Source organism: Fischerella major NIES-592, assembly GCF_001904645.1.
GTDB classification, from domain to species: Bacteria; Cyanobacteriota; Cyanobacteriia; order Cyanobacteriales; family Nostocaceae; genus Fischerella; species Fischerella thermalis.
Genome location: NZ_MRCA01000001.1, coordinates 184,315 through 208,643, shown reverse-complemented (window position 1 = coordinate 208,643; position 24,329 = coordinate 184,315). Strand labels below are relative to the sequence as shown.

Here is a 24,329-nt window from a genome sequence, read left to right as displayed (position 1 = left end):
TTATGTACGCAAGCGTACAGAGCGCTCCTGAGATTTATGTCATGCTATAAGAGTCTTTCTATGACTGTCCTCTGAAATAGTAAATACATTTGACTACTAAACACCGATATGAAAACTCTGTTTAGCACAACCAAATCTTATACTATTTATTTCTCTACTGGCCTCCAGAAATAAAAAATCTCAAGGAGCCAGCTTGTAATGATGAGTCATGGTGAATGTAGTATCTTGCTGGTAGAGGACGATCCCAACGATATTTTCTTAATAGAGAGGGCATTTCGTCGGGCAAATTTGAAGCACTCCATCCATGTTGTCAAAGATGGAGATGAGGCAGTATTGTTCCTTGAAGGTCAAGGTTGTTATATAGAAAGAGAAAATTATCCATTGCCAGCCTTAATATTGCTAGATTTAAAACTACCGCGTCGTTCTGGTCTGGAAGTTCTAGAATGGCTCAAGCAGCAGCCTTTACTCAAACGAATTCCAGTGGTAGTTCTCACATCTTCACGAGAAAATATTGATATTGACCGTGCTTATGATATCGGGGTAAACTCCTATCTAATTAAACCTGTTGCTTTTAATGCTTTGCTGGAGATGATGCAGGCACTAGATTCCTACTGGCTACAATTTAATCAGTATCCTTCTATTTATTTGAGTTAATCTGAGAAGGCAGAAGGCAGAAGGCAGTCCCAATGAAAAAATTTCACAGCCATGCATGAACAAACCTCACCCCCTCCCCCTCTCCTTAGCAAGGAGAGGGGTGGCGTAGCCAGGGTGAGGTTACTTTCAACTTAGAAGGCAGAAGGCAGAAGGAATATTCTTAGTATTCCCCATCTCCCCCATTTCCAGTCAATGGGTAACAACCAGCGATGACTACTCAAAATAATTCAATTCAACGCATTTTGCTGGTAGATGATAACCCAGACGATCGCTTGCTGGTGATGAGAGAATTAAGTCGAGAGTTTGCTCAAGCCCAAGTAATAGAAATAATTGATGCCAATGCATTGAATCAGGCATTAGCAGCAGATGATTTTGATTTGGTCATTACTGATTATCAACTCAACTGGACAACAGGTATAGAGGTTTTGCGTGCTATCAAAGCTCGCGATCGCAATTGTCCTGTGATTATGTTTACCAACACTGGTTCCCAGGAAATTGCGGTTGAGGCAATGAAAGCAGGACTGGATGACTACGTAATAAAATCCTCAAAGCATTTTCTTCGCCTGAGCCAGGCTGTACGCTTGGTGTGGCAACAATACCAAACTAACCGTAAAGCAGCCCAGTTAGAACTACGGTTACAGTCATTATTGAATCAACTGAGAATAGGTGTATTTCGTGCTACACCTGAGGCAAAAATTTTAGATGTAAATACGGCATTTCTAAATATTTTGGGTTTGCCATCTTTGGAGGAAGTTCAATCATTTATTAGTGAACAACTCTACTCCTTTATGACCAACGAACGTCCTGCTAAGCAAGAGTGGGAACGGGAAATACAATTCCAACGCCTCGATGGGAAAAACATCTGGGTATTGTTCAGTGAAACCCAAAATCAGCTAGATGGTGAAACATTTATAGATGGCTTGATGGAAGATATCACAGAGCGCAAGCAATCAGAAGCAGAGATTCGTCAATTGAACCAAACATTAGAACATCGAGTCCAAGAACGTACAGCCCAATTAGAAGCTATCAACTGTGAACTAGAGGCTTTTGCTTACTCAGTTTCTCATGATCTGCGATCGCCAATTCGCCAAATTGACGGATTTGTTAATTTATTAAAAGAACACTTAGAAAATACGACCCGTGATGAAATAAGTCTACGTTACTTGCAAGCAATTTTAGAACTAACTAACCGGGCAGGTAAACTAGTAGATGATTTGCTGACTTACTCCCGCACCGGACGCGCAGAAATGCACTACTCTATCGTCGATATGAACCGTCTAGTTTGGGAGTCAAAGCAACAGATAGAAATGGTTTTCCCCGATCAGACTATTATTTGGTATGTCCAGCAACTACCTCATGTGTGGGGCGATCGATCTTTATTACGCCTTGTTTGGCAAAATTTGATTGAAAATGCTGTGAAGTTCACTCAACTGTGCCAACAACCAATCATTACTATTGGTAGCATTGAGGATGAGCATGAAACTATTTTTTTTATTCAAGATAATGGTGTGGGATTTGACATGCAATATGTCAATCGCTTATTTGGTATATTTCAACGCCTTCATAACCAAACACAGTTTCAAGGAACAGGCATAGGACTTGCTAATGTCCAACGAATCATTCTCAGACATTGTGGCAGAGTCTGGGCAGAGGGAGATATAAATCAAGGAGCAAAATTTTACTTTAGCTTACCAAAAGAAAATATTTAATTACAGTGGGTGATGGGGTGATGGGGTGATGGGGAGTCTGAGGAGTAAGAGATAACTAATAACCATTAACCACTAACAACTAACAATTAACAACTAACCACTAACCACTAACTATTAACAGATTTCTAATCTACATCGACAGCTAGATGTGTGAACTTACTAAATTTATTGAAAATAATGCTGCTAGGTTCCTATTAAAATGGGAAATTGGTGGCGTGGCGACACTATTATAAAAAATAATATCATGATGCGTATTCTGCTACTGGAAGATTCTTGGGCAGATGCCGAGCTTATCGGTACGTCTTTAAAAAAGAGTATAAATGATTGTGATTTTGTACGAGTAGAAACTCGTATAGATTTTATCAAAGCTCTGAAAACCGAAACCTTGGATTTAATTTTGGCAGATTACGCTCTTCCCTCTTTTGATGGGTTTTCTGCTTTAGAACTTGCTCGCGCTATCTGCCCAGAAGTACCATTTATCATCATATCTGGGATACTTGGTGAGGAGCGAGCTATTGAAACTCTCAAAAGTGGTGCTACAGATTATGTACTTAAACAACGCCTAGAGCGACTAGTTCCAGCAGTGGAACGAGCCTTGCGAGAAGCGGAAGAACGAAAATTGCTCAGGCAAGCAGAGACAGAATTACGCAAAAGTGAAGAACTATTTCGCACCTCTGTAGAAACCATCTTAGACTGCTTTGCTATTTACTCTGCCATTCGTGATACCTCAGGTAAAATCATAGACTTTCGCATTGACTATGTGAATGCAGCTGCTTGTGAAAATCATGGTTTAACACAAGAAGAGCAATTAGGTAAGTGGTTGTGTAAACTCATGCCTGTACATCAAACAAGTGGTCTGTTTACAGAATACTGTCGGGTTGTAGAAACAGGTCAACCACTGGTGAAGGAGTTGTTGTTGGAAGATGAGCAGGAGAGTAGGGGGAGTGTGAGGAGTCAGGGGAGTGTGAGAAGTGCAGGAATTAATAATCAACAACCAACCACCAACCATCAACAACCAACCACCAACCACCCAAGAGCTTATGATATTCGTGCTGTGAAGTTTGGGGATGGGGTAGTGGTGACTTGGCGGGACACAACCGAACGCCGACAAGTCGAAGAAGAACGAAAACAACTCATTATTCAAGAGCAAGCAGCCAGAGCAGAGGCTGAAAAAGCAAACCGCCTCAAGGATGAATTTTTGGCTGTTGTTTCCCATGAACTTCGTACTCCGCTTAACTCTATGTTGGGTTGGGCGCAGATACTCAAAAATCGGCAGTTGAATGAAGCGATCGCCAGCAAAGCTTTGGAAACGATTGAGCGTAACGCCAGACACCAGAAAAAATTGATTGAAGATATCCTTGATGTTTCCATGATCATTCAGAATAAACTCCGTTTGGAGTTACAGCCTCTGTACTTAGTTCCGATTGTTCATGCTGCCATAGAAGATGTACAGCCACAAGCTCAGGCCAAGTCTATCGAAATAGAATCTATGCTTAGTCCCTTCATCAGTCCGGTTATGGGCGATGCGGAACGGTTGCAGCAAATTGTATGTAATCTCCTCTCTAATGCTATTAAATTTACTCCTGCTGCTGGTCAAGTGCAGATTTCGCTTCAACAAATAGAGTCTTTCGCCCAAATTACTGTCACCGATACCGGACAAGGTATTAGTTCCGACTTTTTACCCCATGTGTTTGATCGCTTCCGTCAAGCAGACGGTACTACAACCAGAAAATATGGAGGATTGGGATTAGGACTTGCTATTGTTCGCCATTTGGTTGAAATGCACCACGGTCGTGTTTATGCTACTAGTGAGGGAATTGGCAAAGGAGCTACATTTACAGTCCAACTGCCAATCTACAAAATAAAATAGAAAACCTGAAAATTACTGTCTGATGAACACATCACAAGATGCACGCCAATACGCTCGAGCTACCCAGCGCAATCGTGAACCTATTCTGGAAGTACTCATGCAAGTTTGGATCTTAGATAGAAGTTTCTAAAGTGATAAAAAGTTATGTTTTAGAAACGAACACCGATGTACACCGATAAACACCGATGGTTACAGATAGATCATCTGTTATGCGTTTTTGTTCAAGCGAATATGAAATGATATTAAGTCCGGCTAATTATTTACGATATAAACCTTGGGCATTGGGCATGGGAAAATCATCAGTATCTTAATTACCCATTACCTATTACCCACCCTAATGGATAGTATAACTGTTCAAGCAGATATGACATTAGTTGTTGCTACATTTTATAAGTTTGTTAAACTCCCAGATTACGTTGAGATACAACAACCTTTGTTGTCTTATTGCCAAGCACAAGGTATCAAAGGAACTATTTTGCTGGCCGAAGAAGGTATAAATGGTACTATTGCAGGTTCCCGTGAGGCTATTGATTCACTGTTGTCTTTTTTGCGTTCTGACTCCCGCTTGGCGGATTTAGAACATAAAGAGTCTACGGCTGAAAAACCACCATTTCAGCGTATTAAGGTACGCCTGAAAAAAGAAATTGTCACTATGGGACTGGCTGATATTGACCCTAATGAAAAAGTGGGTACTTATGTTAGTCCCCAAGATTGGAATAAAGTAATTTCCGATCCAGAAGTAGTGGTAATTGATACTCGCAATGATTATGAATTTAGTATTGGCACTTTTAAAGGAGCGCTAAATCCGGCTACAGAATCATTTCGGCAATTTCCAGAATATGTAAGTAATCATCTTGATCCTAGCCAACATAAGAAGGTAGCACTATTTTGTACTGGTGGAATTCGCTGTGAAAAAGCTTCTTCTTTTATGTTGGCACAAGGTTTTCAAGAGGTTTATCACCTCAAAGGCGGGATTCTCAAGTATTTAGAGGAAGTTCCAGCTGAGGAAAGTCTTTGGGAAGGAGAGTGTTTTGTTTTTGATGAACGGGTTGCTGTGAGTCATGGTTTGGAACCCGGTTCTTATGAAATGTGTGTCGGTTGTGGACATCCAATTTCGGATACTGATAAAACTTCTCCCAAATATGAGGAAGGAATTTGTTGTCCTCATTGTTTTGATAGTCTCACTCCAGAAAAGAGAGAACGTCTGGAGGAGAAAAAACGACAGATGTCAAGGAGGGTATAGTTATACCGTTTCACCATAAGTCTTATACATTAAGCGAGCAGGAAAACAAGGGAGAAAATTTGTATCAATAACTTTGTGAAATGGTATTAGCTAAGGAGTGTAGTTTTGACAAAAAATTGAAAATCGCTCCTCGTAATGTTTTGAAGAGCTAAAGCTGTTACTACGAACTTTGTCTTCCTACTTGATTAATTAGCTGCGGTGGCGAAAACTTCTTGCAGTTTCTCTGTCTTGGTAAATGCTAGGTATTGAGACGCCATTTCTGGAGTTAACAGTTCTATCATTAATCTGTTTTCTACCCAGAACTCAATCACATCAAAGAAAGACTCGCGACTACAGCGTACCACACGCCAACCTTCACTCACACCAACTTGTTCAATTTCTGCTTGGCTGACAGGTACAGAAATTGCTGCATGGGTAGCTGTGAACATAGAAGCATTGGCATTATGGACAAACATGCACTGTTCATTTGCCGCTGCACCAGGTGCTATTTCAGATCCTAAAGGATAAACTTCAATTGCTGTACCGTGTTCATCGCCAGGAAAGACAAAGTAGCTACCTGGGTGAGGAGGAAAGGGTGCTATTTGTCCTTTCATTACTTTTGCTAAAGCTTGTGCAACACGTAGGGGATTAATAGCGGAAATTGAAATGTGGTGAATCATAGGATAATTTTAGGATAATCTTAACCTTCCAGATGTGATAGGATACAAGCGATCGCTATCCGATTCCGCAAATCAAAAGGTTGTGTTGTAATATTTCAATTCCTAATTTTCATTGCTAAGGTCAACCCATCAGCGATCGCTAACATGCTAAGCGTCACTCTTTGATCTTGATGCAGTTTTTGATTAAATGCCCGAATTTTATTAGTTCGATTATCCTGTTGTTGAGGATCTGCAACTCGACCTGACCACAGGACATTATCGATCACAATCAGTCCGCCCGGACGCACGAGTTGCAAAGCTAGTTCGTAGTAGTTGTCATAGTTGCTTTTGTCGGCATCAATAAAAGCAAAATCAAAGGTTTCTGCTTCTCCTGCTGCGATGAGTTTTTCTAAAGTTTCCAAGGCTGGGGCAAGGTGCAAATTGATTTTATCTGCTACACCTGCTTTTTGCCAGTAACGACGAGCGATCGCTGTGTATTCTTCATCTATATCACAAGCTACTACTTTACCGTCTGCTGGTAATGCCAATGCAACTACTAAAGAACTATATCCAGTAAATACACCTATATCTAAAGTCTTTTTTGCTGCCATTAATTTAACTAGCAATGCTAAAAACTGTCCTTGATCAGGTGCGATTTGCATTGTAGCCATAGAGTGCTGTGCTGTTTCTTGACGCAGCTGAGTTAAAATTTCCGGCTCTCGCAAAGATACTGAAAGTAAGTAGTCATAAAGACTTTTGTCTAGTCCCAGAGCTTTATTGTTCATAAAGTGCGATCGCTTTTTGTATCTTCTTTTCTGTTTTTATCGCAAAAGTGCATAAGTTGATTTTGCCTATACCCATAAGGAAGACAGAGGGGAAGCTACCAAATCTCTGAATCAAAGCTACACATATTTTGTAGTTGCGTCAGTCACGCGACTACAAACATTTTTTAATTCTGATACTATTTCACAAAATTCTTAATCGAGGCCTTAATATCTTCCCATGTCAGGACATCATCGGGATTAGCCTCATAGTCAGTAATTCGACAACTTGATATGGCATAACATTGACTAGTAGAAATTAAAATCATTAGTGACAAAAAAGACGGGCTTTTTGCCCGCCCGGCATTTACCGACTGTAGAGTTGTGTCATTTCTAACAATCTTTGACTTAATTCTGATGTGAGTAAATCTGAACTGGTGTAACGCCAACGCCAGTTACCTGCGTTCACACTTGGATCGTTCATCCTGGCGCTGTTATCTAAACCCAAAATATCTTGGAGGGGAAGAATTGCTAAATCAGCCACAGATGCTAATGCTAGGCGAATGAATTCCCAGTTGATTTCCAATATTTCTTCTGGCGAATCGTAACCCAGATATTTTGCAACCATTTGCTTTTCTTCGGGTTTAGCTCCCTGTTGCCACCAACCTATTGTAGTTTCGTTGTCGTGGGTTCCTGGATAGACGACACTATTTTGAATGTAATGGTGGGGTAGGTAAGCATTATCTGAACCACCACCAAAAGCAAATTGCAAGATCCGCATTCCCGGAAAATCAAAGCGATCGCGCAATTCTTCTACTTCTGGTGTAATAATACCTAAGTCTTCTGCCATTACGGGTAAACTACCTAAGGTTGTTCCCAAAGTTTCAAAAAATTCGACTCCTGGTGCTTTTACCCATTCGCCATTGATCGCTGTTTCTTCCCCAGCGGGTACGCGCCAGTAAGCTTCAAAACCCCGGAAGTGATCAATTCTGACAATATCTACGTATTGTAATGTGGCTCGGAAACGTTCGATCCACCAGGCAAAGTTGGTGCGTTGCAATTTCTCCCAATCGTATACAGGATTACCCCACAATTGCCCAGTTGCGCTAAAGTAATCTGGTGGCACACCTGCAATATAAGCAGGTTCTAAGGTTTGAGAGTCTAGTTGAAAAATATCAGGATTTGCCCACACATCAGAACTGTTGTGACAAACGTAAATCGAGATATCCCCGACTATTTGAATGTTTTTGCCGTTGGCGTAGGCACGCAGGTGTGACCACTGCTGAAAAAATTTAAATTGTAGAAATTTATGGTATAATATACTGTCATTAAAATCTTGGGCTGCGGCTTGCAAGGCACTAGGTTCGCGGCGAGCGATCGCATTTTCCCATTGGCTCCAAGGTTTGCCATCGTTTGCTTCTAGTAGTGCCATGAACAAGACGTAATCGTCGAGCCAAGCCGATTGCATCTGACAAAATTGTTCATATTCAGGGTTTGATTTCTCGCTTAAGGAATGCCGAAAGCGTTCATAAGCAAGACGGAGAATACTCATTTTGTGAGGAATTACCACATCGAAATTAACTCGATTGGGGTTATCTGCTGCACTTTCCGGTGGCAGCGTCAATTCCTCTTGGGATAGTAAATTCTCCTGTACCAACTGCTCTAGACTAATCAGCAGTGGATTTCCAGCAAAAGCACTAAAATTCATTGTATAGGGCGAATGCTCATAGCCAGTGGGTCCCAAAGGCAATATCTGCCACAGTCTTTGGCCACTTCTCTGCAAGAAATCCACAAACTCGTAAGCCGAATGACCTAAATCACCAATGCCAAATCGACTGGGTAGAGAAGTAGGATGTAACAAAATTCCGCTTGCTCTTTGAAAGCTCATCACAAAATCCTCAGTTTTTCGGTATCAGGTAATACAAAAAGGTCTAAAAATTTCAACCAGGCTGCGAATCTCCCTTGTACAATAACTTATTGCCAATAGGTTGTATAAATTATGCAAAATCCGATTTTGAAGGACGATCCGCTTTGGTTTAAAGATGCTGTAATCTATGAAGTGCCTGTACGTGCTTTTGCCGACAGTGATGGCGACGGCATTGGCGATTTTTGTGGGTTAACGCAGAAGTTAGATTATCTGCAAGATTTGGGAGTCACAGCAGTTTGGGTGCTGCCCTTTTTCCCCTCGCCACTGCGCGACGATGGCTACGACATTTCAGATTACACTAGTGTCAACCCCATCTACGGTAATCTAGAAGACTTTAAGGCTTTTTTAACAGCTGCCCATGAGCGCGGAATTCGCGTCATTATAGAGTTAATCATCAATCACACCTCCGATCAACACCCTTGGTTTCAACGGGCAAGGCGATCGCCTGCGGGCAGTTCCGAGAGAAATTTTTACGTTTGGAGTGACACTCCTGAAAAGTACCAGGACACGCGGATCATCTTCAAGGATTTTGAAACCTCTAACTGGACATGGGATCCGGTAGCAAAAGCCTATTATTGGCATCGCTTTTATTCTCACCAACCAGATTTAAACTTTGAACACCCAGAGTTACAGCAAGCGCTGTTTAATGTGGTTGATTTCTGGTTAGAAATGGGGGTCGATGGACTGCGTTTAGACGCAGTGCCTTATCTCTATGAACGTGAGGGAACTAACTGTGAGAATTTACCAGAAACCCACGAGTTTTTAAAGAAATTGCGGCGACATGTAGACGAAAAGTTCCCCAACCGGATGTTACTAGCAGAAGCAAATCAGTGGCCTGAGGATGCGGTAGAGTATTACGGACAAGGGGATGAGTGCCACATGGATTTTCACTTTCCCCTCATGCCACGTTTATATATGGCGTTGCATATGGAAGATAGCTTCCCAATTATTGACATTTTACAGCAGACGCCACCAATTCCCGATAACTGCCAGTGGGCGCTATTTTTACGTAACCACGACGAACTGACTTTGGAAATGGTCAGTGATGAAGACCGGGATTACATGTACAAAGTTTACGCCCAAGACCCCCAAGCCCGGATTAACTTGGGTATTCGTCGCCGTCTCGCACCATTGATGGGTAATAACCGCCGCCGGATTGAGTTGATGAATGCTTTGTTAATGTCTTTACCAGGAACACCCGTATTGTATTACGGCGATGAGATTGGTATGGGAGACAATATTTATTTGGGCGATCGCAATGGTGTACGCACGCCGATGCAGTGGAGTCCTGACAGAAACGGGGGTTTTAGTAGTGCTAATCCCCAAAGGCTTTATGCCCCTTTGATTGTAGACCCAGAGTACCACTACGAAGCAGTTAATGTAGAAGCACAACGGGCAAACCCCAATTCTCTGTGGTGGTGGACTAAACGACTAATTGCCACCAGAGGACGGTATAAAGCTTTTGGTCGGGGTACGTTTGAATTTTTGTATCCAGAAAACCGCAAAGTCCTGGCCTTTACTCGCAACTACAACGATGAACACATTCTCGTTGTAGCTAATCTCTCGCGGTTTGTGCAGACTGTGGAATTGGATCTGTCTGCATTTAATGGCATGGTTCCAGTAGAAATTTTTGGTCGCAATGCTTTTCCAGTAATCAGTGAATCTCCTTACTTCCTTAGCTTGGGACCCCATGCATTCTATTGGTTTACCCTGCAAATGCAACCCAGCTTGACTTGTCCCATCCGCAATCCCAACCAAATACCTAAACTTATAGTCAGTGGTAGATGGCAGAATGTTTTTGCCAAAGGTGAGGCAAGAACGGCACTTGAAAGTATACTGCCAGATTATCTGTGTAGTTGTGCTTGGTTCGATGGTAAAACACGCATCATCCAAGCTACCCACATTACGGAAGCAATTCCTGTAAGTTATGAAAATACTCAAGCGTATATTATTTTACTACGGGTAGACTACACAGAAGGCGACCCTCAAACTTATGTTCTCACCCTAGCTTACGAAACAGATGGCGTTGGTAGCGAACGCTTCAGCACTCACATTGAACAAATAGTTGCCCAGATATATGTCCAGGGTAAACAAGAAACCGGAGTCTTATTTGATGCTTTAGGACAAAAAGACTTTTTGAATATCCCCTTGAATGCGATCGCTCATCATCATACCTACGAAGGTATGCAGGGTAAATTGGTGGCAACATCCACAGAACATTTTTCGGAAATTCTGACTCAGTTTAGTGACCAAAGCAGCAATGTTTCCTTGGAACCCCATTTACTCAAAGGCGAACATACTAACACAGGCATTATCTATGGCGATCGCCTGATTTGTAAAATCTTCCGCAAAGTCGAGGCGGGTATTAACCCCGATCTCGAAATTGGTCGCTTTCTTACCGCCACTTCAGTTAAAAAAGGTATACCCCAACTAGACCACCTAGCCCCTGTTGCTGGTGCATTAGAGTATCACTGTAAAGGTTCTGCACCAATGACAGTAGGGATTTTGCGAAAATATATCCCTGAGGTTTGCGATGCTTGGTCTTATACCATAGACAGCTTGCGTGACTTTTTTGAACTAGTTCTGCCAAAATACGCAGACATCACTGATATTGAGCTACCCCCCTCCTTGTTGCAAGCAGCGCTATATATTCCAGTCCCAGAAATGGCTCAAGAATTCATGGGTAATTACCTCTTGGCGGCTGAATTGCTGGGACAACGGACTGCGGAATTACACATAGCACTAGCATCAGACTCGGAAAATGTAGACTTTGCACCAGAGCTATTTTCTTCTTTCTACCAGCGCTCAATCTACCAATATATGCGGAATCAGGCAGGGCAGACTCTATTGCTATTGAATAAACATTTGCAGCAATTGCCTAATGATGTCCAACCTTTAGCAAAATTGGTGATCAACCAACGCGAGCTGATTTTGGGACGCTTTCAGGAAATATTGAATCACAAAATCACTGCCATGCGAATTCGGTGTCATGGCAACTATTCCTTAGAGGAAGTGTTATACACGGGTAAAGATTTTATCATCATTGATTTTGAGGGTAACTCAGAACGCCCCTTGAGTGAACGTCGAATGAAGCGATCGCCCCTACGGGATGTTGCTTCAATGATAGGATCTTTTTACTACGCCAGCCGTGTTGCTCTGCGTAACGAAGAAGAAAGTGGTATCCTGCGTCCTGATGAGTTACCATTAGCAGAACATTGGCAGCAGTTTTTCTTCTGCTGGTCTAGCGTCGCCTTTTTAAAATCCTATCTGATCAAATCAGATCACGCAGCTTTCATACCCAAGCATCCCAGAGAGTTACAAGTCCTTCTTGATGCTTTTTTGTTGGAGAAAGTTATTCTGGAGTTAGACTACGAACTCAGAAACCGACCGGATTGGATCGAAATTCCTTTACAGCGAATTTTGGATTTGTTGCAAAACTCGAAGTAATGAGGTTGGTATAGATCAACGTATTTTTCGTGTTCGCTATTAGTGATTAATGGTTAGTAGTTAGTGGTCAACAACCAACTACTAACTATTAACTGAGTAAAATTTTGGGTAAATTTTTGAAACGCAGTCCCGATGAAAAAAGTTTCACAGCCATCCATGAACGTTGGTACACAATCTTGCGATGAAAATTCTGCTTCCCCTTATTGCCTATTTTCAAGACAGAATTTCACGAGCGATCGCACACAATCAGGGGATGAAAGACGAACACCGATGAACACAGATAAACACCGATGGATTATGGGTTTGCTGTTAGGCTCTTTTCTAGACGGAATTTCACCAGCGATCGCTTGCCTCTTTGGGGATGTAGCAAAATTGTCTAGGCGATCGCAGAAAATTTTGACACAATTCACTATTTATGGGGATGTCATTCTGGTGTGAGTGAGTAAAAATTCCATCAACAGGTTGAGTTACAAAACTTTTTATTTAGCATAGGATTTGAGATACTGCAAGAAGCTAGGGCGTGTTGTGCTTGGCAACATTTTGTAACGCGCGTTAGCTCAGTTATTCTGCCTGATAAATCTGCAACAGGAGCTTGACCGTATGTACTTCTCACTCTGGCCTGGTAGACCATATCCTCTGGGAGCAACCTGGGATGGTAAGGGTACAAACTTCGCTCTTTTTTCTGAACATGCTACAGGGGTAGAATTGTGTCTGTTCGATCAAAAAGGGCGAGAAACCCGATTAGAACTCAAAGAAGTCACTAACTTCACCTGGCATGGTTATGTCCCTGGTATTGGCCCTGGTCAAAGGTACGGTTTTAGAGTACACGGCCCTTTTGCTCCGGAAGAAGGACATCGCTTTAATCCCCACAAACTATTAATTGATCCCTACGCTAAGGCAATTGATGGCGATGTGCATTTTGGTGAAGAAATTTTTGGTTATCGTTGGGATGATCCAAATCAAGACTTGGGATATTCAGACATCGATGACGCTCATTTAGTTCCCAAATCCGTCGTTGTGGATGAGTCTTTTGATTGGGAAGGAGACGAATTACTGCAAGTTCCCTGGCATGAGACGATTATTTATGAAACTCATGTCAAGGGATTTACAAAGCTACACCCGGAAATTCCCCCCAGGCTACGCGGAACCTACGCTGGACTCGCCCACCCGGCGGCGATTTCTCATTTGCAATCTTTGGGTGTGACGGCAGTGGAATTAATGCCGGTCCATCATTTTCTCGCATATCCCGGACATTTAGTAGACAAAGGTTTAAAAAATTACTGGGGCTACGATTCTCTTTCCTACCTAGCTCCCTATTCTGGTTATAGCGCGAGTGGTTCTCTGGGGCAGCAGTTGAGAGAGTTTAAGCAGATGGTGAAGGCATTACATAATGCTGGGATAGAGGTGATTTTGGATGTGGTGTACAATCACACAGGTGAAGGGAACCACATGGGACCTACTTTATCTCTGCGTGGTATTGATAATGCTGCTTACTACCGCCTAGTTGATGGCAATTGCCGTTACTACATGGATTTTACTGGTTGCGGTAATTCTCTCAATGTCCGCCATCCCCAAGTGCTGAAATTAATCATGGATAGTCTACGCTATTGGGTGTTGGAATGCCATGTTGATGGTTTCCGTTTTGACCTAGCATCTGCTTTAGCTAGGGAATTATACGCAGTTGATCGTCTGGCAGCTTTCTTTGATATCATTCACCAAGACCCAGTGATCGCAGATGTGAAATTAATTGCCGAACCTTGGGATGTGGGTGAAGGAGGCTACCAAGTAGGCGAATTTCCACTGTTGTGGTCGGAGTGGAATGGTAGGTATCGCGATACAGTGCGGGACTTTTGGCGTGGGGAAGACAGCCGCATGGCAGAATTTGCTTATCGGTTTACAGGCAGTTCTGATTTGTATCAGTTTAACGGTCGCAATCCCAGTGCCAGCATCAACTTTATTACCGCTCACGATGGTTTTACTCTTTATGACTTAGTAAGTTATAACGAAAAGCACAACGAAGCCAATGGCGAAGATAACCGAGACGGAGAAAGTCACAACCGTTCGTGGAATTGCGGTGTGGAAGGGGAAACAGATAACTTAGAAGTATTGCGTTTGCGGAGAAAGCAAATCCGGAACTTTTTAGCAACCCTGTTTCTTTCCCAAGGCGTACCCATGTTAGTAATGGGTGACGAAATGGGGCGATCGCAACGCGGTAATAACAACCCCTACTGTCAAGATAACGAAATTTCCTGGCTCGACTGGGATTTACAAGAAGAAAACGAAGCACTGTTAGATTTTACCCGCCAATTAATTGACTTACGTCGCAGACATCCTGTGTTTCGCAGACGTAAATGGTTCCAAGGGCGCGCCATTCACGGTTCTGGTGTGCATGACATCCTGTGGTTTAACCCTGATGGTGGCGAAATGACAGATCAACAATGGAACGATGGTTTTACCAAAGCGATCGGTATTTTCCTCAATGGTGAAGAAATAGCCACACCAGGACCAAGGGGTGAACGGATTATTGATGATAGCTTTTTGTTATTCTTCAACGCCCACTACGAAATGGTGGAATTTCAAATTCCCCACAGACTACAAGATTGGGAATGGCTGACTATTATCGATACTACCAAACCCCGTTTTGTGCAACGCGGTAAACGTTACATAGAAGATAAACCTGTACAAGTAGAAGCGCGATCGCTTGTCATGTTGCAACGTCTGGGCAAAGTTTCTCGTGATGATGAGGATTAGAGGGGATCGGGGACAAGGAGGACAAGGGAAAACATCTCCACTCCCCACACTCCCCACACTCCACCCTTACGGGAAGCCGCTACGCGTCTACACACCCCACCCTTACGGGAAGCCCTCCGGGTACTCTTCGAGAAGCCCGGCTTCGCCCGTCTACGGGGGTTCGCAATCGTGACGGGAAGCGGAGCCAGTGCGGTGGACGGGTCTCCCGGCATAAAGCACCTGGCGTCCAAGACTGCGACCCCCTCCCTCACCGCTACCGCGTCTACACACTCCTCACACCCCTCACACTCCCCCCACTCCACCCACTCCCTTATACCCAACCAATAACCACTAACTAACATGCATATCGGCTCTCAATATTTAGGCGATCGCACTTGCAATTTTACCCTGTGGGCACCCCTAGTTGACGAGGTTGCTGTTCACCTTGTCGCACCAACAGAAAAAATTATTCCCCTGCAAAAGGATGAACGGGGTTATTGGCACGGAACTGTGAATAACGTTGAGCCTGGTTGTCTCTATTTTTACCAGTTGGATAGGCAAAAAGACACAGCCGATCCCGCTTCTCATTATCAACCAGAGGGGGTTCACGGGTCTTCGCAAGTGGTTGACCACAGTAGCTTTACTTGGCATGACAGCGAGTGGCGAGGAATTCCCTTAGAGCAAATGGTCATCTACGAATTGCATGTAGCCACTTTTACTCCAGAAGGGACATTTGAGGCCATAATTCCTCGGATTCCCGAATTACTGGAGTTAGGGGTGAATGGGATTGAAATTATGCCTGTTGCTCAATTTCCAGGCGATCGCAACTGGGGTTACGATGGCACTTTTCCCTACGCAGTGCAAAATTCCTATGGTGGCGTTGATGGTTTGAAGAAATTGGTTGACGCCTGCCATCAATATGGTATGGCTGTCATTTTAGATGTTGTATATAACCATCTTGGCCCAGAAGGAAATTATCTTTGGGGATTTGGTACTTATTTTACTGATCATTACAAAACACCTTGGGGCAGTGCGGTTAATTTTGATGGCCCTTACAGTGATGGGGTACGGAATTACTTTGTCCAAAATGCCCTTTACTGGTTAGAAACTTTCCATATCGACGCTTTACGTCTCGATGCAGTCCACGCCATCTATGATTTTGGGGCTCAGCATATTTTGGCAGAGATTGCCGCAGCTGTTGCTAAAATTTCGCAACAAAGCTATAAACGCTACCTGATTGCCGAAAGTGATTTGAACGATCCCCGGATTATCCGTCCTCCCCAAGTGGGTGGTTACGGAATTGACGCCCAGTGGAGTGATGATTTTCACCATGCTTTACATACTGTACTAACAGGAGAAAATCAAGGATACTACAAAGATTTTGGTCAATTAGAACAGCTTGCCAAAGCCTATCGCCACAGCTTTGTCTACGCCTGGGATTACTCCCCCCATCGCCATCGTTACCACGGAAGCGATGCCAGTGATTGTCTGTCTCAACAATTTGTAGTGTGTTCTCAAAATCACGATCAGGTAGGTAACAGGATGATGGGCGATCGCCTTACCTCCCTCATCTCCTTTGACGGGTTAAAATTAACTGCGGCAGCTGTGCTGTTATCTCCTTATGTTCCCTTGTTGTTTATGGGTGAAGAATACGGCGAGACTGCTCCTTTTCTCTACTTTGTGAGTCATAGTGATCCTGACCTGATTAAGGGGGTAAGGGAAGGTAGAAAAGCAGAATTTGGTGCTTTTTTTGAAGTTTATGATCAAGAAGCACCAGATCCACAAGCAGTAGAGACAATGGAGCGATCGCGCCTCAATTGGGAAAAGCGTCATGAGGGCAAAAACCGGATGTTATGGTTGTTTTATCAAAAGTTACTCGAACTGCGCAGAACAATTCCTGCACTGGCTAACTTAGATCGCAACAACTTAGAAGCATCGGTAATAGAACCAGAGAAGGTTTTACAGCTGCGGCGGTGGTGTGACGATAACCAAGTGTTATGCTGGCTGAACTTTAGCTCAGAAGTTGTTAAGATTAAAGCAAATATACCTAGTGGAACCTGGAAAAAACTACTCGACTCGGCTGATCCCGCTTGGGGTGGTGATCATTCCCTATTACCCGAAATACTAAACGGCGAATCCCAGTCAGCATTTGCACTTCATCCTGAGAGTGTAGTTATTTACTGTCAATAGTCATGTGTTGTTTATTGTTTGTTGTTCGTTGTTTGGTGTCGTAAAAACCACTAAACCCTGTAGGGGCGTAAGTATTTGCGCCTTTAATAGCAACCAACAAACAACCACCAACAAAGAACCATTTAGGAATCATGCAAATACCTATAGCAACATACCGGATACAATTCACCCCTAGTTTTGGTTTTGAGCAAGGTAAAGCGATCGCTTCTTATCTAGCAGAGTTAGGAATTTCAAATTTATACGCCTCCCCTATTTTGACAGCGAGAAAAGGTAGCACTCACGGTTACGATACTGTCAATCCCAACGAAATTAATCCAGAATTAGGTGGAAAAGAAAAATTTGCAGAATTAATCGCAGAACTCAAGCATCTTAACATCGGCTGGATACAAGATATTGTCCCTAACCACATGGCTTTTGATAGTCAAAACCACATGCTTGTAGATGTTCTCGAAAATGGTTCTGATTCTCAATATCGTGACTTTTTTGATATTGATTGGCATCATCATTATCCCGAAAATCAAGGTAAAGTACTTGCACCTTTTTTAGGGAAATTTTGTGGTGATTGCTTAGAAAGTGGTGAATTACAACTCCAATACGAAGAAAATGGTTTAACTATTAATTACTACTCACTCAAATTTCCCATCCGCATCGAATCTTACTCTCAAGTTCTTACCTACGATTTGGGACGTATACGGGATAAATTAGGCAGAGATCATCCCGATTTCATGAAACTTTTGAGTGTTCTCTACATGTTGAAATACATTCCATCAGGAGAGGAAGGTAGAGAACGCTACGACCAAATTGTGATTATCAAACGCATGTTATGGGAACTGTGGAATGATAGTCCTGAAGTCAAGAAATTTATTGAAGAAAATATTCGTGTTTTCAATGGTGAACCCGGAAAACCTGAAAGTTTTAATCATTTAGAAAACCTACTCAACGAACAATTTTTCCGCCTTGCTTACTGGAAAGTTGGCAATGAAGAACTCAATTACAGACGTTTTTTTACTGTTAATGATCTAATTTCGCTCAAAATCGAAGATGAAAAAGTTTTTGACACCACACATTCCTGTATCTTAAAATTAGTTCAAGAGGGAACAATCAGCGGATTAAGAATTGACCATATTGATGGTCTTTATGATCCTACCCAGTATCTTAATCGACTACGTGAACATGCTCCGGAAGTTTACTTAGTTGTGGAAAAAATTCTTGAACCTCATGAAGAATTGCCCATAAATTGGCCAATTCAAGGCACAACAGGTTATGACTTTCTCAATCAAGTAAATGGCATTTTCTGCCAACAATCAACAGCAGCCGAATTTGATACTATTTATCAGCGCTTTTTGGGTAGAAAAGTTTCTTGTGAAGAATTAATTGACCAAAACAAAAGGTTAATTATTAGTAAACACTTAGCAGGAGATATTGATAATTTAGCTCACTTACTCAAGCAAATTTCCGGTCGCTATCGCTATGCTAGCGACTTTACTATGTATGGGTTAAAAGCTGCGTTGGTAGAAATTTTAGCGCTGTTTCCTGTTTATCGCACCTATATTAATAGTGCTGGGGCTAGCAAAGCAGATCGGGAATATATTCAGCAAGTAATGACGCAAGCTAAAAAGAATATTCCCAACTTCCTCAACGAATTAAGCTTTATTGAAAAGTTTCTTGTCCTTGACATTGACGAACACCTCTCCCCAGAAGATCAGGAACAATGGTTGCATTTCTTGATGCGGTTACAACAATTTACCGGACCATTGATGGCTAAAGGTGTAGAAGATACAGTTTTATATGTCTACAATCGCCTGATCTCCCTCAATGAAGTTGGTTCTCATCCTACACATTTTGGTATTTCTCTAGAAGATTTTCATCTGTTTAATCAACAGCGTTCTTCTCAATGGCCCCATGCGATGAATGCAACTTCCACCCACGATACTAAACGTGGTGAAGACATGCGCGCACGTATAAATGTTTTGTCGGAAATTCCCCAAGAGTGGGAAAATCATCTCAAACAGTGGCGGGAAATCAATGCTCCCTACAAAGAAACTGTTGATGGACAGGATGTACCAACTCCTAACGATGAATACTTTTTCTACCAATCGTTGATCGGTGCTTTTCCCTACAAAGATGAAGAATATCCTAGCTTTGTAGAACGGATGCAACAATATATTATTAAGGCAATTCGTGAAGCCAAAGTCCACACAGAGTGGATTAAACCAGATACAGCCTATGAAAACGCCTTCACCAATTTTGCCGATCGCGTCTTGAAAGATCCTCAGAAAAACCCATTTCTCGAGGCTTTCCGCCCCTTCCAGCGCAAAATCCAACACTACGGCATTTTAAATTCTATCTCCCAGACTTTAGTGAAAGCTACTGTCCCGGGTTTGCCAGATTTTTATCAAGGATCGGAACTTTGGGATTTGAGTATGGTAGATCCGGATAACCGTCGTCCGGTGGATTTTGACATCCGCAAACAATATCTGCAAGACATTAAAACCAAAGCAGCACAAGACATATCAGGTTTAATAACAGAACTACTGCAAACCCCAGAAGATGGACGAATTAAGCTATTCCTGACATATAAACTTTTGCAAGCAAGGCGAGAACACTTAGATGTATTCCAAAAGGGAACCTATGTCAAATTGTCAGTCGCAGGTAGCTTAAAAAGCCATGTTGTGACATTTGCTAGAGAATTACCAGACAAGAGAATAATTGCGATCGCTCCTCGTTTTCTCACCTCCCTAGTTAAAGAAGGCGAGTATCCCTTAGGTGAACAAGTTTGGCACGAAACCCGCATTGTTCCTCCTCCTGGTTCCTCTGATGTTTGGTATGACGCCATCACCGGACAGAAAGTGCAAGGCGAAGATACCCTCTGGCTGCGGGAAATTTTGCAACAGTTCCCCGTAGCATTGTTGGTTAATCAAGCAGAAGCAGCATTACCAGAAACAGAAGGTAACAAATAGGAGACGAAGTAAAATAAGTTATCTTGTTTCCACGCAGAGTATTATTGTTGCCATGCTCTGCGTGGAAATTTTTCAGAAAAGAGGCGTTGCAGAGAAAGCAGGATGTTTTTGAATTGTTGTAAGCTGAAATCCTGCACTAGGCCATATCCCGCCTAATAGCACATTTAAGAGAAGTAATTTTACGTGGTGTGCTGGAAATTCCTCGCGAGCAAATTATTGGTATATCTGTATTTTTAGTAGTCTTAGGAGTAATTCTCATCGCCATTTTGAACACATTAAAATTAATCAACCTAAAAGCACAGAAATAACTACACAATTATTGACTGAAAATTCCCTTTCTTCAGATTAATTGTAAATACAAATACAGCAATTATCCTCAATTTAATCTATTTTATTTACCTGATTGTATCCAATAAAAAACATCAAGCTCGATAAATAAATCAGGTAATTTTAATATTTAAAATCGCTAGATAGTTTGCAATGTGCTATGCTAACGTTAGGGGAATTAAAAAGTATGGGTTACAAGCACACTTTCTTATAAACAAAAAGACAGTGTCAAAGATGTATCACCCTTGTGTAGATAAAGAAGACGCTGCAACAACTCGATAAAAGTAGGTTATGTTACCTGATACCTGATTTATGCAGTAAATTTTAAGAGTTAATAGTGATATTGAGCGTAAATTTTGAACTATTGACTCACTTAATAATTTACAACTCCTAACTTCAGGAGAGGATTGTTAGAATGAAAATAGCCTTCGCAACCAGTGATAGAGTTCATGTTAATGCTCACTTCGGATGGGCACAAGAAGCAGATATTTATGAAATCTCAGATACTGGTTATAAATTTATAGAAACCCTCAAATTTGCTGGTAGTTCTAATAAAGATAAAGATGCTGAAAGTGAAGATAAAACAGCATCCAAGATTGAGGCATTAGCTGACTGTACTATTGTCTACGTGGCATCAATTGGTGGTATTCCCGCTGCTAAGTTAATTAAAAGAGGTATTATGCCAGTCAGACCACAGTCAGATAAAGAAGAGATTATCAGTATTCTGAATAAATTAGTGCAAACTCTCAAAGGTAATCCTCCACCGTGGTTACGTAAAGCCATACAAAAAAGTTAATTGATATGATATCTGTCAATTTGCGATCGCTTTCACATTTGTAGCGAATGTTGTTGTGTTCATAAACAACCTCAAGACGTTGGTTATAAATCGGCTTTTTGGAAGGCGATCACCAATCAGCATCTACCAAGCGAGGCAATGTTCGCAATCGCGTTTGGAAAAATTTTTCCATTTTTCAGGAGTGTGTCGATTAGGGGGTCTAGAACCCTCTTCCTGTAATCATTCCAGATGTGAACTCTTTCCATAACATTTCTCCTCAACGGGGACGAAAAACATTTACGGTTGTCACATTTCCACTAGTATGACATCGTTGTGTAATATCAATCACAAAATGGCGTTGCAGAGAAAGCAGGATAATTTTATTTTCTTTTCTAATTGAAAAACTCCTAAATTACCGCCCGCCGTCTGACGGACATGATATCATTCCCTGTCTAAAGGAAGTTGCTTTGCTAAAAAATAATTAACTATAGTGGAATGCGAAATTAGCATACCACAAGGGAAACCATGAAAGCAGTCGTGATTCATCGGTATGGTCCTGCTGAGGTGTTGCAATACGAAGATGTCGCACCACCAAAAATTAAACCTGAAGAATTACTTGTAAAAGTTCACGCTAGTTGTATTAACCCTGTTGATTGGAAAATCCGCAAGGGTATGTTGAGAATTGTCACAGGCAATAAATTTCCCATGGTTCTTGGGCTTGACTTGGCGGGTGAAGTCGTAGAAGTTGGTCCTAATGTTACACGCTTTACCATTGGTGATTCGATATATGGTACTCTAAGACCACCCAATGGAGGAGCTTACGCAGAATTTGCAGCAGTTCCAGAAAGTTGTGCTGCGATTAAACCCGCAAATATGAGCTATACAGAAGCGGCTTCCGTACCCATCGCCGGTTTGACTGCTTTACAAGGACTGCGAGACAAAGGCAACATTAAATCCGGACAAGCTGTGTTAATTAATGGTGCTTCTGGTGGTGTAGGCATTTTTGCAGTACAAATTGCCAAGATACTTGGTGCAGAAGTGACTGGTGTTTGCAGCACTAAAAATTTGGAATTTGTCAAATCTTTAGGAGCAGATCGCGTAATTGATTACACGCAGCAAGATTTGACTCAAGAAACAGTGCAGTACGATATTATCTTTGACGTAGTTGGTAAACGGTCTTTTTTGGAGTGTAAAAAAGTACTAAAATCTAGTGGAATTTACGTTACCACATTGCCTACCCCAGAAAATATTCTGCCAGGAATTGTGACAACTATTGTTCCTGGTAAAAAAGCCAAATTAGTCCTAGCGTCAGCAAATGCTCGAGATTTAGTTTATTTGAAAGAATTAATTGAAGCAGGCAAACTTCGGACTGTGATTGATCGTACGTATTCCCTGCAAGATTTAGCCGCTGCTCATACTTATAGCGAAAGTGAGCGTGCTGTAGGGAAAATAGCGATCGCAGTGATTTAAGAGTGAAATCATTTTATGAATGCCGAAACAACATCTCGCATGCCTGTTGCTTTAACTATTGCTGGTTCAGATAGTGGTGGTGGTGCAGGAATTCAAGCGGATTTACGTACCTTTGCTTTTCACTGTGTCCACGGTACGAGTGCAATCACTTGTGTTACAGCTCAAAATACTTTAGGTGTTACCAGAGTGGATGCGATACCACCAGAAGCTGTGATTGCCCAAATGCAAGCTGTATGTGAAGATATCGGCGTGCAAGCAGCAAAGACAGGAATGTTGCTCAACAAAGAAATTATTGCAGCTGTCGCCCAGCAAGTAGAAGCTTTACAAATTCAAAATTTAGTTGTTGATCCTGTAATGGTGTCAAGGGCGGGGGCGCAATTAATTGACGATGAGGCTGTGAATATACTTTGTCATACACTCATACCCCTAGCTGCCATCGCTACACCCAATCGCTACGAAGCCCAGATTTTGAGCGGTTTAGAAATTAACACTCTAGATGATATGCGCAAGTGCGCCCAAATTATTCATGAGAAATTCAAAGCTAAAGTCGTGCTAGTCAAAGGTGGTGGGATCTCGGGAAGTGGACGGGGAGTCGATGTTTGGTTTGATGGGCAAAAACTCGCGACTCTCAGTGTAAAACAAGTAGAGACAAAAAATACTCACGGTACTGGTTGTACTTTATCAGCAGCGATCGCAGCTAATTTAGCACGTGGTGATGATTTATTCACCGCAGTGCAGCAGGCAAAAGAGTATGTTACAAATGCTCTATCCTACGCCCTAAATATTGGTCAAGGGCAAGGCCCTGTCGGACATTTTTATCCACTGTTGCTAACAACTAACCATTAACTAATTCCATCAGATAGAATGGGAAATGCTGTCTTTAATTTTAATTAGTAACAGACTCAATGGCAAAAAAGAGCATGATTGAGCGCGAGAAAAAACGCGCCAAATTAGTGGCAAAGTATGCTGCCAAGCGGGAAGCTTTGTTAGAAGAGTTCAGAACTACAGAAGATCCAATGGAGAAGCTGGAGATTCACAGACAAATTCAACAGCTACCCCGCAACAGCGCACCCAGCCGCCGTCGTAACCGTTGCTGGGTTACTGGTCGTCCCAGAGGAGTTTACCGCGACTTTGGACTATCTCGGAACGTTTTGCGGGAATGGGCGCACGAGGGCCTTTTACCTGGTGTAGTTAAGTCTAGTTGGTAGTTAGTTGGTTGTTGTTAGTTGTTAGTTGTTGGGAAACCACTAAACAAACCAAACAACAACGAACAAAGTATTATTGTCCACAGCACTTATCAATTCCCAGACTTTCTAGGAGTAGATCGCTAACGGCGTTGGCGATCGCAAACTCTCCATAAAAACTTTTGGAAAAATCAAATGCCTGCATCTCTGTGACAATAGCAATTACCAGAGAACCAAGGTCATTTTCTCCTTCCATCCGTTGCCGAACAAATATCTGTGCTGCACGTTCGGCAATGTTTTGGTTAACTGCTTCTGGAATAAATTCTGCATCTAGCCACCCATGCAAACGTTGCTTTAACCATTCGCCTTCAAGCTCCGGATTTTGGGATGGTGGCAGGGTAATAGGTGGAATAGGTTCAGTCATCTTCTTTATTTTAAAACGCA

17 protein-coding genes and 1 pseudogene are annotated in these 24,329 nt (G+C 42.2%); 14 read left to right on the top strand and 4 right to left on the bottom strand.

Going from position 1 to position 24,329, the window contains the following annotated elements; all coding sequences use genetic code 11:
- Positions 1-198: 198 nt before the first annotated feature.
- From NIES592_RS00815 to trhO, 5 genes and pseudogenes are all read left to right on the top strand, one after another.
- On the top strand, positions 199-654 hold the full coding sequence (locus NIES592_RS00815; protein WP_073554652.1) for a response regulator: 456 nt from the start codon (positions 199-201) through the stop codon (positions 652-654).
- Between the two features lie 209 nt (positions 655-863).
- Positions 864-2,363, top strand: coding sequence for a sensor histidine kinase (locus NIES592_RS00810; RefSeq protein WP_073554651.1), 1,500 nt, complete (start codon positions 864-866; stop codon positions 2,361-2,363).
- 244 nt (positions 2,364-2,607) lie between these two features.
- Positions 2,608-4,233 (top strand): sensor histidine kinase, encoded by a 1,626-nt coding sequence (locus tag NIES592_RS00805; RefSeq protein ID WP_073554953.1) that lies wholly within the window; start codon positions 2,608-2,610, stop codon positions 4,231-4,233.
- A 22-nt stretch (positions 4,234-4,255) separates the two neighbouring features.
- Positions 4,256-4,339 (top strand): annotated as a pseudogene (locus tag NIES592_RS25635) (SAM-dependent methyltransferase); the annotation flags it as partial.
- A gap of 258 nt (positions 4,340-4,597) precedes the next feature.
- A complete protein-coding gene (gene trhO / locus NIES592_RS00800; RefSeq protein WP_102177105.1) occupies positions 4,598-5,476 on the top strand; it encodes an oxygen-dependent tRNA uridine(34) hydroxylase TrhO in 879 nt (292 codons plus the stop codon).
- A gap of 185 nt (positions 5,477-5,661) precedes the next feature.
- On the opposite strand, the gene NIES592_RS00795 is transcribed toward trhO, so the two are convergent.
- The 3 genes from NIES592_RS00795 to malQ all read right to left on the bottom strand — a co-directional run bounded on the left by NIES592_RS00795 (position 5,662) and on the right by malQ (position 8,763).
- Positions 5,662-6,135, bottom strand: coding sequence for a hypothetical protein (locus tag NIES592_RS00795; RefSeq protein ID WP_073554650.1), 474 nt, complete (start codon positions 6,133-6,135; stop codon positions 5,662-5,664).
- Between the two features lie 95 nt (positions 6,136-6,230).
- Positions 6,231-6,899 (bottom strand): class I SAM-dependent methyltransferase, encoded by a 669-nt coding sequence (locus NIES592_RS00790; protein ID WP_073554649.1) that lies wholly within the window; start codon positions 6,897-6,899, stop codon positions 6,231-6,233.
- A gap of 343 nt (positions 6,900-7,242) precedes the next feature.
- Positions 7,243-8,763 carry a 4-alpha-glucanotransferase gene (gene malQ / locus NIES592_RS00785; protein ID WP_062249458.1) on the bottom strand — a complete coding sequence of 507 codons (1,521 nt, stop codon included), beginning with the start codon at positions 8,761-8,763 and terminating at the stop codon, positions 7,243-7,245.
- 111 nt (positions 8,764-8,874) lie between these two features.
- Between malQ and treS the strand changes: the two genes are divergently transcribed.
- The 9 genes from treS (at position 8,875) to rpsN (ending at position 23,909) form a co-directional block, all read left to right on the top strand.
- The gene (treS, locus tag NIES592_RS00780; protein WP_073554648.1) at positions 8,875-12,249 is read left to right on the top strand and encodes a maltose alpha-D-glucosyltransferase; all 3,375 of its coding nucleotides are present in this window, start codon (positions 8,875-8,877) and stop codon (positions 12,247-12,249) included.
- A gap of 132 nt (positions 12,250-12,381) precedes the next feature.
- Positions 12,382-12,687, top strand: coding sequence for a hypothetical protein (locus NIES592_RS00775; RefSeq protein WP_143168321.1), 306 nt, complete (start codon positions 12,382-12,384; stop codon positions 12,685-12,687).
- Between the two features lie 162 nt (positions 12,688-12,849).
- Positions 12,850-15,000, top strand: a complete 2,151-nt coding sequence (gene glgX, locus NIES592_RS00770) for a glycogen debranching protein GlgX (RefSeq protein WP_073554646.1) — start codon at positions 12,850-12,852, stop codon at positions 14,998-15,000.
- 339 nt (positions 15,001-15,339) lie between these two features.
- Positions 15,340-17,169, top strand: a complete 1,830-nt coding sequence (gene treZ, locus NIES592_RS00760) for a malto-oligosyltrehalose trehalohydrolase (RefSeq protein ID WP_073554644.1) — start codon at positions 15,340-15,342, stop codon at positions 17,167-17,169.
- Positions 17,170-17,300: 131 nt separating this feature from the next.
- Positions 17,301-20,129, top strand: coding sequence for a malto-oligosyltrehalose synthase (gene treY / locus NIES592_RS00755; RefSeq protein ID WP_073554643.1), 2,829 nt, complete (start codon positions 17,301-17,303; stop codon positions 20,127-20,129).
- A 742-nt stretch (positions 20,130-20,871) separates the two neighbouring features.
- A complete protein-coding gene (gene nifX, locus NIES592_RS00750; RefSeq protein ID WP_009455286.1) occupies positions 20,872-21,252 on the top strand; it encodes a nitrogen fixation protein NifX in 381 nt (126 codons plus the stop codon).
- 504 nt (positions 21,253-21,756) lie between these two features.
- Positions 21,757-22,701 carry an NAD(P)-dependent alcohol dehydrogenase gene (locus NIES592_RS00745; protein WP_073554642.1) on the top strand — a complete coding sequence of 315 codons (945 nt, stop codon included), beginning with the start codon at positions 21,757-21,759 and terminating at the stop codon, positions 22,699-22,701.
- 15 nt (positions 22,702-22,716) lie between these two features.
- Positions 22,717-23,547, top strand: a complete 831-nt coding sequence (gene thiD / locus NIES592_RS00740; RefSeq protein ID WP_062249470.1) for a bifunctional hydroxymethylpyrimidine kinase/phosphomethylpyrimidine kinase — start codon at positions 22,717-22,719, stop codon at positions 23,545-23,547.
- A 59-nt stretch (positions 23,548-23,606) separates the two neighbouring features.
- Complete coding sequence (rpsN, locus tag NIES592_RS00735; RefSeq protein WP_062249472.1) at positions 23,607-23,909, top strand: 30S ribosomal protein S14; 303 nt, start codon at positions 23,607-23,609, stop codon at positions 23,907-23,909.
- Between the two features lie 70 nt (positions 23,910-23,979).
- Here rpsN and NIES592_RS00730 read toward each other — a convergent pair whose 3' ends face one another.
- Positions 23,980-24,309: a hypothetical protein gene (locus NIES592_RS00730; RefSeq protein WP_062249474.1), complete on the bottom strand. Its 330-nt coding sequence runs from the start codon at positions 24,307-24,309 to the stop codon at positions 23,980-23,982.
- Between the last annotated feature and the right edge of the window lie 20 nt (positions 24,310-24,329).